Raw genomic sequence first — 11,231 nt, forward strand, 5'->3', positions numbered from 1 at the left:
AGCGTGTTAATAGACCTGCTGCGCGGACTTACTGCGCAACTTGGGTTACCTAAGCGCCATATCTGCCTGAATGGCACGGACAACAATCGGCCGGCGGCCGGGTTTGCAGAACGCGGGCGTACCTTTGCACGCTTATTATGCACGGTTGGTTTTGATGATTTTACGTTTCGCTTTAGGGCTTTTTTTGCTGGCTTTTACCCTATTGCCTGCCGCATCTTTCGCCCAGACCCGCTACACCCTCAGCGGGCTGGTGAAGGCAGCCGGCAACAGCGAAATACTGCCTGGCGCCACCGTGGCCGTACCCGCGCTGGGCCTGGGTGCCACCGCCGACGAGAAAGGCGTCTACCAGCTCACGCTGCCCGCTGGCCGCTACCAGCTGGTGGTATCGTTTATCGGCTACCAAAGCCTGAACCGCGACCTGAACCTAACCCGCGACCAGCGCCAAAACTTCCAGCTGACTGCGGCCGGCAACGAGCTGGGCGAAGTGGTAGTAGAGGGCAGCGGCACGCTGGAGCAGAAGCTGCAAACCACCCAAATGAGTGTGGAACGCCTCACGGCCAAAGAAGCCAAGCTGCTGCCCGCGCTGTTTGGCGAGGTGGATATTCTGAAAACGCTGCAGCTCAAGCCCGGTGTGCAGAACGGTGGCGAAGGCACGACCGGCCTATTCGTGCGCGGTGGCGCGGCCGACCAGAACCTGGTGCTGCTCGACGATGCGCTGGTATACAATCCCAACCACCTGTTCGGGCTGTTTTCGGTGTTCAATTCGGATGCCGTGCAGTCGGTGGACTTGTACAAGGGGGGCTTTCCGGCCCAGTACGGCGGCCGGCTTTCGTCGGTGGTCGATGTGAAGATGCGGCCCGGCAACCCCGAGAAAATCGGCGTGAGTGGCGGTATCGGCCTGATTTCGTCGCGCCTAGCGCTGGAGGGGCCAATCAAGAAGGGCAAGGGGGCGTTTCTGGTAGCCGGCCGCCGTACCTACTTCGACGTGTTCACGCGCCAGATCAACCGCCTCAACGCCGACGACCCCGAGTTCGACCCGATTCCGGACTATTACTTCTACGATTTCAACGCCAAGGCCAACTACAGGCTGGGCCCTAAAGATGAGCTGTTTCTGACCGGCTACTACGGCAACGACGTGTTCGGCTTTAACTCCCAGAACGGCTTCAACTTCGACTTCAACTGGGGCAACCGGGTGGCCTCGCTGCGCTGGAACCACGTCTATAATTCGCGGCTGTTTCTAAACACCACCATTTCGTATACCGGCTATAAGTACGAAATCACCAACCGCCTCGACCAGTTCAGCTTTAGCCTGGCTTCCGACATCCAGGACTTTACGCTGCGCTCCGACCTCGACTACCGGCCCAACGACCAGCACGAGTTCCGCTTCGGCGCTACGCTCACCAGCCACCGCTTCGGTACCGGCCGCCTGCAGGCCGGCTCCGAAGACGGGCGCATCGATTTCGGCTCCGACACCCGCTACAGCGGCCAGGAAGGCGCTGTGTACGCTTCCGACGTGTACAAGCCCAACGACAAGTGGCAGTTCGAGTACGGCCTGCGGGCTTCGGGCTTCCAGTCGGAAGGCGCGGGCAACCGCTACGGGGGCCTGGAGCCCCGGGCCGCGGCCCGCTACGCGCTCAAATCCAATGTGTCGCTGAAGGCCAGCTACGCCCTGATGTACCAGTACGTGCATCTGGTAACCAACTCCGGGGCCTCGTTGCCCACCGATATCTGGTACCCTTCGCGCGAATCGGTGCTGCCGCAGCGCAGCCAGCAGGTGGCCGCCGGCGTGAGCTGGCTGCTCGGCGACGGCCGCTACCTGCTCACCAACGAGGTGTACTACAAGTGGACCCAGCGCCAGATCGACTTCAAGGACGGAGCCCAGCTGTTCGTGAATCCCGACCTCGACGGCGAGTTTCTGTTTGGCAAGGGCTGGGCCTACGGCAACGAGCTGTACCTGGAGAAAAAGCAGGGCCGCCTTACGGGCTGGATTGGCTATACGCTGGCCTGGACCAACCGGCAGTTTCCGGCCCAGCGGGGCACGGCGGGCATCAATAACGGCAACGCCTTTGCCCCGGTTTATGACCGCCGCCATAACCTGTCGGTGGTGGGCATCTACAACCTGTCGGAGCGCCTGAAGCTGACCAGCTCGTTCGTGTTCAGCTCGGGCCAGCCGACTACGCTGCCGCAGGCGCGTTTCCTGTTTCAGGATGTGTTTGGCGAGAATGCCGGGCCGGTGCCGGTGTATCCGCAGCGCAACACCACGCGGCTGGCGCCGGTTAACCGCCTCGATATTGGCCTGGTATGGCAAATGAAGCCCACCCGCTGGATTCCGGCCGCCGACCTGACCTTCAGCATTTACAACGCCTACAACCGGCGCAATCCGTTCTTCGTGTTCTTCGAGCAGCTCGAAGACCCCGAAACCGAGGAAATTACCGGCTTCCGGGCCAGGCAGGTGTCGCTGTTTCCCGTGATTCCGTCGGTTACCTACAACTTTAAATTCTGAGCACGGATGATGCCGATTACGGGAATTTCACGGATACTGGATTCGGCGCGGGCCGGGTTGCTGGCTACGGGCCTGACGCTGGCCGGGCTGGCGGGCGGACTGGCCGGCTGCGGGCTGCAAAAAGACATTGACGTGGTGCTGCCGGTACTGCCGGCCCAGTTGGTAGTAGAAGCCTACCTGGAAGACGGGCAGGTGCCGCGCCTCACGGTCACCGAGTCGGTGCCCTACCTAAGCGCCCCTACCCCCACTATTCCTACCGAAGTAACCGTTACACTAACGCTGCCCGACGGCGGCCGCGAAAATCTGCGCTTCGCCCCCGGCTTCGACCGGCAAACCGGTAAGGCCTACACCCACATTGGCACCCGGCCGCTAAGCACCCAGCCCGGCCAGCGGTTTGAGCTCGAAGTAACCGACACCAAAGGCCGCCGCGTAACGGGCTCGGCCACGATGCCTCTCCGCATCCCTATTGATACAGTGGAGTGGCAGTTCAACGACCGGGAGCCCGAATTCCGCGAGGCTCTGATACTGACCCGCTTCCGCGACCCGGCCACTCCGCTCAACTTCTACCGGATCATGATCCATAAGGACAGCATTACCGGCGACCCGGAAAGTGAGTTTGTCGCGCAGGACCGCCTCAACAATGGCGAGGAGTTCACGCTCGGCACCAGCTTCCGCTTCCGGCCCAACGATACTGTGGTTGTGACACTTTTCCACCTAGACCAGGCCTATAATAACTTTCTGGAGTCGGTGGAAGATGCGCGCAATGCCAATGGCAACCCCTTCTCGCAACCGGCCGGCATCCGCAGTACTGTGGAAGGCGGGCTGGGCGTTTTCACGGTACTCAGCTACGACCGGCGCACCGTAATTGTGCGCTGATAAAGTGCAACGGCTCCCGATTCTGCGTAGTGCTATTGTGGCGCGCTACGCAGAACCGGGAGCCGCTCTGCAGGCCCCTGCTTAATTGGTATAAGTTGCCAGCTTCGTTACGGCGTGTTCTTGCAATGGCAGCTAGTGTCCGCTCTCCTCGTCTACGTCGGCCCCCACCAAAGCCAGGCGCGAAGGCTCGCCGGCTATTACAAATGTCTGCCGGTCAGTCAGGTCGGCTTTGCGCAGCATGTGCACCTTGCCGGCCGGCGCATTCGAAACATACACATACTGGCGGCTGGCCACCAGATAGGGCATGGCGGCCTTAACATCGAGCAACCCAACCAGCGAGCGGCTGGCCTGCCGGGTACCGGTGGCGGCGTCGTAACTGCTGAGCGTACCGTCTTCATCCAGCACCAGCACACTTTCGCCTTCCTCATCGAGGGCCACCCGCACGAATTTGGTGGTGCTTCCCATCTGGGTCATGGTGTTGGCTGCGGGGTCGATGCGGAATATGCCGTAGTTGTTGCGTGAGCCCAGAAAGGTGCGGGCTTTTTTGGCGTAATAGATACTGGACAGCCAATTGGTGCCGCTACCGGCCGGGTACGGAATCAGGCGTTGCTCACCCGTCTGCCGGACTACCAGCACTCCATCGACGGTTCCAAACAGGGCCTGCTGGCCATCGGCGGCGTCGCCATGTATTCCTTTGGTGGCCAGCGCCGGAGCGTGCACCACTGCCCCCTGGGCATTCACGATTTTCACCTGCTCGGGCAGCGCCCCACTCACGCTGTTGTTTTTGTGCGTTACGGCATAATTACCGTTGTCGAACAACACCATTGCGCCGTGGTGAGCCGTACCGGTTGCAATAGTGCCGGGCGCAGGCAGCGTATGCAGCTGGCCTTCCTGCACATAGCTGATGGAAGCGTTGCCATCGTTGAAAATGCTGATCTGGTTGTGCGAGGAGTACACATGCGAGGGCGACGGACCCGCCGACCGGGTGGTGCCCCACTTAGGCGTACCCTTGATGTGGACATGGTTGTCGTGGCGCTCGATTCCCGTATCGAAAAACTCTACCATACTGTTGGCCGAATTTACCACCACTGCCCAGCGGCCGGTGGCCGACGGATAGACTGTACTTCCCCCAAAAGAGGCCTGAAACGCAGACTGCTCGTTTTTAGCCGGGTCGAGGAAGGTTACAGCTGAGCTGGTTTTATCGGACACTACAAGGCGGGTATATGTACTTTCCGACTCGGGCCGAACAGATTCGGTACTGCTTTTGTCGCATGATGTTAGTAGGCCGAGTGCTAGGGTGGCTAATACTGGGTAGAAGCGTTGAGCGTTCATGAGGAGGATGAAAAGAATGAAACGAATGCCCAAAACTAATAAATGAATCATTGTTGCATTTATTTATTTGCAACAATGATTCATTTAAAACCACAGGAAACTACTACATGCTTTATTATCACATACATATCAATAAATAAATTTACTACATGCGTTACGCAACCCAGCTTCACTATGAAGCTGTTTAGGAAGTCGTCAGGCGGTCATGCTGAGCTTGTCGAAGCATCTCTCCCGCTTCATTGAACGAACACGAAGCGGTAGAGATGCTTCGACAAGCTCAGCATGACGTCCAATCTTGAATTCTCAGACTTCCTAAACAGCTTCAATAGAGAAACAGTAAGTCTACAATCATCCTGGCCTAACCACACGCTGGCCGCATTACGCACAGAAAAACCCCTCACCTACGAAAGGCAGAGGGGCTAAAACCCAACAGGGCAATCAAACGGCAGCCAGGCTACCCAGCCGGCTGGCACTCGCGGCACACCCCCGCCAGCAGGTAGTCGCGGCTGACGGCCTGAAACTGGGCGGGCAGCGTAACGGCCGGAATGGCTACCTGATTGAGACAGTAGATATGCTGGCAGGTAGTGCATTTGAAATGCACATGATTATCAAAATGGGCCTCGGCGCTGCACTCAATAGAGCAAGCAGCGTAACGGACAACATCCGACGAATCGATAACCCGGTGAATCAGCCCGCTTTCCTCGAACGACTTGAGGGTCCGGTAGAGGGTGATGCGGTCGGTACCGGCAGGCAGCTGCTGCTCAATCTCGCTACCCGAGAGGGCGAAGGCAGCACCAGCTAATACCTCCAATACGCCTCGGCGCACAGGTGTCTGGCGTAAGCCATGCTGGCTCAGGGTTCGGGCGAGGCGGTCGGTGGAGGCAGGCATAGGGGCGCGTAGTGAGGGCTTGGCTGCACACAGAAGCGCGCAGTCCGGCGAACAAACACAAAAGTAACAAAGTTGCAGCCCGGCTCAACAGGACGGCTCGAAACCCGGCAGGTAAGCAAAGTCCGATATTCCCGCTATATTTGACCCAAAAAGTTACAATGTTGCACGTGCAAACTCTTCGCTCCCGACTGGCCCTGCTGCTGCTGCTCTGCTTTATGCAGGTGCTGCTGCCCGAGGCATGGAGCCTGCAACTGCACCTGCACGAGCACACAACCGAGGAGCCTAGTCTGGCCCCCGGAGAGCTACACGGCAGAACGGTTCTCAGCGCCGAGCACACGCACTGCATCGTCGACAGCTTCTGCCATGTGCCGTTCCAACCAAGCGCGCCAGTTGAGTTGCCGCTTGTGTTTGCCGCTTACCAGGCACCGGCTTCCGTGGCCCTCCTGCCCACCTGGCAGGATGCCCGCACCCCGGCCGCCGACTCGCGCGGGCCGCCCCGCCGGATATAGTTCAGTGGCCTGTCGGTGGCACTATACTACCTGCTTCGGATAATTTTCCGAGGAGCAGCGAGTACAGGCAAATAACTGTTTTCCAGCCGGAAGCACATGCGCTTTTGTCCGGAACTCTGCCTTGCCGTCTACCGACAGCCGGTTGTCTATTCTCCGGCTCTCCTTCCCTATTTCATGCGTATTCAATTTCCGGGCTGCCCGGAGCCGACCTGGCTGTGGCTGGGCCTGGTGCTCGTGCTGGGCATGGCCGGCAGCTGGCAACCCGCCCGGGCGCAGGCTCCGGCCGAGGCCTGCGCGCTGTCGTTGAGCGGCCGCGTGGCCGACCACGAGTCGCGGGCCGACCTGCCGGGTGCGACAGTAGTACTGCTCGAAACCCAGCAGGCTACCCAGACCGATAATGCGGGCAACTTCCATTTCCACCTCTGCCCCGGCCTCTACCATGTGCGGGTAACGTTTGTGGGCTACGAACCCGAAACAACCGAGCTACGTGTGGAGCGTGCCGTAGTGCGCGACTTTCGGTTGCACCCCAATGCAGTTATGTTGCGTGGGGCTAATATCCGGGGCGAGCGGGTAACGGCTCCTGTGAGTCAGCCTACGGCTACGCTTAGTGGGCAGGAGTTGCAACAAACCCGCGGCGAGGCACTGGGCGAGGCCCTGCAACGCATTGCGGGTGTTACGGCCATCCAGACGGGCCCGAGCATTTTCAAGCCCATGATTCATGGGCTGCACTCCAACCGGCTCGCCATCCTCAACAACGGAGTGCGGCAGGAAGGCCAGCAGTGGGGCCAGGAACACGGCCCCGAAATCGACCCGTTCAGTGCCGCTCGCCTGACGGTGGTGAAGGGCGCGGCCAGCGTCCGGTATGGCTCCGACGCCATTGGGGGCGTGGTGCTGGTGGAGCCCAAGCCCCTGCGCGACTCGGCCGGCACCGGGGCCGAACTACACCTGGTGGGCATGAGCAACAACGGCATGGGCGCCGCTTCGGGCATGCTGGAAGGCAATCTGCGTCGGCTGCCGGCCTTTAGCTGGCGGGTGCAGGGCACGGCCAGGCGGGCCGGCACCATGCGGGCGCCCGGCTACTATCTACGCAACTCGGGCTTTTCGGAACACAGCTTTTCGGCCGCCGCCGGCTGGCGCACAGACGGCTACGGATTCGATGTGTTTTACAGCCAGTTCCGCACCCAACTCGGGATTTTGCCAGCCGCCGAGGTGGGCAACCCCTCCGACTTATTGCGGGCCATTGCCCGGCCCCGGCCCCTGGAAACCGGAGGGTTCAGCTACGCCATAAACCGGGCTTACCAGCAGGTACGCCACGATTTAGGCCGAATCACGGGCTTTGTGCGCACCGGTTCGGTGGGCCGGCTGTCGGCTACCCTGAGCCAGCAGTTGGACTACCGCGACGAGTACGACCGTAACCGCCCGCGCAACAACAACCTGGCCGCCCGCAACCTGCCCGAGCTCAGCTACACCAACCGCACCAGCATTGCCGAGCTGCTGTGGGAGCACCGGACCTGGCGCAATTTTACGGGTAGCGTGGGGCTGGCCGGCACTTACCAGGCCAACCGCTACGCGCCCGGCAGCCGGCAATTCATCCCGTTTTATACCAGCACAATTGGCGGCGTTTTCTGGATTGAGCGCTGGCAGAAAGACAAGTGGCTGCTGGAGGCCGGAGCCCGCCTCGACCGGCGCGACTTGCAAGTGAGGCGCGGCGACCGGGATGCTAACGGTGCATTTTTCGTAGACCGCAGCCGGTTTCAGTACACCACCCCGGCCGCCTCGCTGGGGGCCACCTTCGACCCTACCGCCCACCTGGCACTTAACCTGGCGGCTGGCCTTACCCAACGCGCCCCGGCCGCCAACGAGCGGTTCAGCGACGGCGTGCACAATGCCCAATACGAGCTGGGTTACGACCTGGTGCCCGGCAACGGGGCGCTGGTGCCCGAAACGGCTCTGAACGTAGGCCTTACGGCTACCTGGCACAATAATCCGCGTCTGAACGGCGAAATCACGCTCTACCAGACGCGCATCATCGACTTCATTTACCAGGTCCCCATTTTGCCGCCCGTAGTTACCATTCGGGGCGCGCTCATCAGCCGGCAGTACCAGCAAACCAATGCTATGCTGCGCGGAGTTGACCTAACGGGCAGCTACCAGCTGGCCCCGCGCTGGCTGCTGACGGCCAAAGGCTCGGTACTGCGCGCCCGCGACACCCGCGCCGATGAATGGCAGATTTTAATGCCGGCCGACCGGGCCGAAGTAGCCGTGCGCTACGATGTGGCCGACCGGCCGGGCGCCCGCCTGAGCCAGCGCTTTGTGCAGCTGGGCGGCAGTGCGGTGGCCCGCCAAACCCGCGTGCCGGCCAACTACGCCGCCCGCGACTACAAAAACCCGCCCGCTGGCTATGCGCTACTGGGCTTGCAGGCCGGCACCATGCTGCACTGGGGCCGCCTGCCGCTGGAAGTAAGCGTGGCCGGCTCGAACCTGCTCAACCACCGCTACCGCGACTACCTCAACCGCTACCGCTACTTCGCCGACGAGATGGGCCGCAACGTGACGCTACGCGTGCGCGTGCCGCTGGCTTTCTGAGGTGTTGGCTGACAGCTTGATAGCGCAGGCTTTTGGCCCTCATTTTCCAAAGACTCCTTTTCACAACTTCACTTTTCACCCCTTCTTTCCCATGAAAAACCTGTTGCACACCCCCGCTCGCCTGCTGATGCTCTCCATGTTGGCCGCCGCGCCCTTGTTCAGCGCCTGCTCGGATAATGATGACCCCACGCCCGACGAAGACAACGAGCAGATTACCACCGTTACTTACACGCTCACACCCACCAGCGGCGGCGCACCAGTAGTGGTCAGCTACCGCGACCTGGACGGCGACGGGGGCACCGCACCTGTTATCGGCAGCCTGAACCTGGCACCCAACACCACCTACACCGGCGTCGTTACGCTGCTCGACGAAACCAAAAATCCAGCCACCGACATCTCGGCCGAGGTGCGGGCCGAAGCCGATGAGCACCTGCTGGTGTTTGAGCCGGCTCCGGCCAACCTGCTGACCGTAACCCGCACCGACCGCGACCAGAACAACCTGGAGCTGGGCCTGCAAACCCGGGTAGTTACGACGGGCACAACGACGGGTACGCTCAAAATCACGCTGCGCCACCAGCCCGGGGCTAAAAACGGCACCTTCACCCCTGGCAGCACCGATGTGGAGGTAGTGTTTCCGACCACAGTGCGCTAAGTATTTGGTGGAGGACTGGCCGGCTGCAACCGGCCGCCTTACTTACTGCTGTTACGCAGGGAGTAGTAGCGCGAACTTTGTAGTTCGCGTCCCTGAACCATTAAAACAGCGTGAACGGCGCGGGGACGCGAACTACAAAGTTCGCGCTACTACCCTAGCAGCACTTCAACGGAACCACTGCGTAACAGCAGTTACTTATTCTCCCGGTTTGGTTGTGGAGATAGGCAGGAAGGCACCCGCTATTGGCGGGTGTTTTCTTTTTACGGATGCCTTAGTGAGATGAGCTACCCGAGGGTAGTATGTGCAACCATTTCCCGGCCAGCCACACTCCTGGCAGCAGTTTCCACCTTCCTACTCGTTCTATGAAGCGCTTTACACTTTCCGCCCTGGCGGCGCTGGCCCTCACGCTAGGCAGCTGCGACGAAAAAGATTGCTGCGTTCAGCCGCCCCGCGAACCGGTAACTGCTACAGCCCTCACCCGAACCAACACCTGGTACCTGAGCGAATATGTTGTGGCCGGTCAGATCACCCGCACCGACGCCATCAAAGACCGGTTTGCGTTACGCTTCGCCGCCGACGGCAGCTACCGCCGCATCCTGCTCAGCGACGACTCGGAAACGGCCGGCACCTGGAAGCTCACTGGTTCCGATAACCGGCAGCTCAACCTCATCGACCACAAGAGCGACCCACAGAATTTCACCGTGGAGAGCGTTAACCCGGAGTCGCTGTTCCTCTATCGCGCCGCCATAAATGGCCGAGACGAGACTTACCTGTTTAAAACCACCCGCTGATTGTTGACTATGAAGCTGTTTAGGAAGTCAAAGGACCGTCATGCTGAGCTTGCCGAAGCATCTCTACCGCTTCGTTCGATGTTTCAGAGAAGCGGTAGAGATGCTTCGGCAAGCTCAGCATGACGGTCTGATTAATTCCAGGTACTTCCTAAACAGCTTCTACCAAAACGCCCCCGCCCGTTATCCTGAAGGTAACGGGCGGGGGCGTTTTGGCGGGACGGCAGCGGCAGGCCGTATTACAGCTTCCTGAGCACTGCCTTAATAAGGGCCGTAAGGCGGGGCTCGGCGGTAGCGGCAGTGCGCAGGATGTCGGCAATGTTTACCTTTTTGAGCTTGCCGGGCGCGCACAGGTCGGTGATGACGGACACGGCCAGCACTGGCAGGCCCATCTGGACGGCGGCAATTACCTCGGGCACCGTGCTCATGCCCACGGCATCGGCCCCGATGGTGCGCAGGTAGCGGTATTCGGCGGGTGTTTCGAGCATGGGGCCGGGCAGGCTGGCGTACACGCCCCGGCGCATATACTGGCTCAGGTCCAGGTCGCGGGCGGCCTCTTCGGCCAGGGCAAGCAGGCGCAAGTCGTAGGGCTCCAGCATATCGGGGAAGCGCGGGCCCAGCTCGTCGAGGTTTTGGCCCACCAGCGGGTTGGTAGGCTGCAGGTTGATGTGGTCTTCGAGCAGCATCAGGTCGGCGTAGTCGTAGTCGGGGTTGAGGCCGCCGCTGGCGTTGCTCACGAACAGGTTACGGATGCCCAGCAGCTTCATCACGCGCACCGGAAACACCACCTGCTGCATGCTGTAGCCTTCGTAGAAGTGAAACCGGCCGTGCATTACCAGCACCTTTTTGCCCGCCAGCGTGCCGGCCAGCAGCTCGCCGGCGTGGCTTTCCACCGTCGAAACCGGGAAGTGCGGAATATCAGCGTAGCTAAAGCGGTGCGCTACGTCAATTTCGTTGGCCAGCGCACCCAGCCCGGTACCGAGGATAATGCCCGCCTCGGGGCGGAAGTCCTGCAGGGTATGGCGCAGGTAGGTAGCGGCTTGTTGAAGGTCTTGCATGCTGATTTTAAATGGAACGTCATTCAGAGCGAAGCGAA

9 protein-coding genes are annotated in these 11,231 nt (G+C 60.7%); 6 read left to right on the forward strand and 3 right to left on the reverse strand.

The features are described 5' to 3' along the window. The first annotated feature begins 202 nt into the window (after positions 1-202). On the forward strand, positions 203-2,503 hold the full coding sequence (locus J7E24_RS08920) for a TonB-dependent receptor (protein WP_251047112.1): 2,301 nt from the start codon (positions 203-205) through the stop codon (positions 2,501-2,503). A gap of 6 nt (positions 2,504-2,509) precedes the next feature. Further along, positions 2,510-3,379, forward strand: a complete 870-nt coding sequence (locus tag J7E24_RS08925) for a DUF4249 domain-containing protein (RefSeq protein ID WP_215137295.1) — start codon at positions 2,510-2,512, stop codon at positions 3,377-3,379. A gap of 132 nt (positions 3,380-3,511) precedes the next feature. On the opposite strand, the gene J7E24_RS08930 is transcribed toward J7E24_RS08925, so the two are convergent. Together J7E24_RS08930 and J7E24_RS08935 are read right to left on the reverse strand one after the other, a co-directional pair. Next, the gene (locus J7E24_RS08930; protein WP_215137297.1) at positions 3,512-4,588 is read right to left on the reverse strand and encodes a hypothetical protein; all 1,077 of its coding nucleotides are present in this window, start codon (positions 4,586-4,588) and stop codon (positions 3,512-3,514) included. Between the two features lie 577 nt (positions 4,589-5,165). Next, positions 5,166-5,600, reverse strand: a complete 435-nt coding sequence (locus J7E24_RS08935) for a Fur family transcriptional regulator (protein WP_215137299.1) — start codon at positions 5,598-5,600, stop codon at positions 5,166-5,168. 167 nt (positions 5,601-5,767) lie between these two features. On the opposite strand from J7E24_RS08935, the gene J7E24_RS08940 reads away from it, so the two are divergent. The 4 genes from J7E24_RS08940 to J7E24_RS08955 all read left to right on the forward strand — a co-directional run bounded on the left by J7E24_RS08940 (position 5,768) and on the right by J7E24_RS08955 (position 10,138). Next, positions 5,768-6,109 carry a hypothetical protein gene (locus J7E24_RS08940; RefSeq protein ID WP_215137301.1) on the forward strand — a complete coding sequence of 114 codons (342 nt, stop codon included), beginning with the start codon at positions 5,768-5,770 and terminating at the stop codon, positions 6,107-6,109. Between the two features lie 174 nt (positions 6,110-6,283). Further along, complete coding sequence (locus J7E24_RS08945) at positions 6,284-8,695, forward strand: TonB-dependent receptor (protein ID WP_215137303.1); 2,412 nt, start codon at positions 6,284-6,286, stop codon at positions 8,693-8,695. A gap of 91 nt (positions 8,696-8,786) precedes the next feature. Beyond that, positions 8,787-9,347, forward strand: a complete 561-nt coding sequence (locus tag J7E24_RS08950; protein WP_251047113.1) for a hypothetical protein — start codon at positions 8,787-8,789, stop codon at positions 9,345-9,347. A 362-nt stretch (positions 9,348-9,709) separates the two neighbouring features. Further along, positions 9,710-10,138 carry a hypothetical protein gene (locus J7E24_RS08955; RefSeq protein WP_215137305.1) on the forward strand — a complete coding sequence of 143 codons (429 nt, stop codon included), beginning with the start codon at positions 9,710-9,712 and terminating at the stop codon, positions 10,136-10,138. Between the two features lie 236 nt (positions 10,139-10,374). On the opposite strand, the gene J7E24_RS08960 is transcribed toward J7E24_RS08955, so the two are convergent. Further along, positions 10,375-11,193 carry a purine-nucleoside phosphorylase gene (locus J7E24_RS08960; RefSeq protein WP_215137307.1) on the reverse strand — a complete coding sequence of 273 codons (819 nt, stop codon included), beginning with the start codon at positions 11,191-11,193 and terminating at the stop codon, positions 10,375-10,377. Positions 11,194-11,231 lie beyond the last annotated feature (38 nt).

This window comes from Hymenobacter sp. ISL-91, from assembly GCF_018613725.1.
Classification (GTDB): domain Bacteria; phylum Bacteroidota; class Bacteroidia; order Cytophagales; family Hymenobacteraceae; genus Hymenobacter.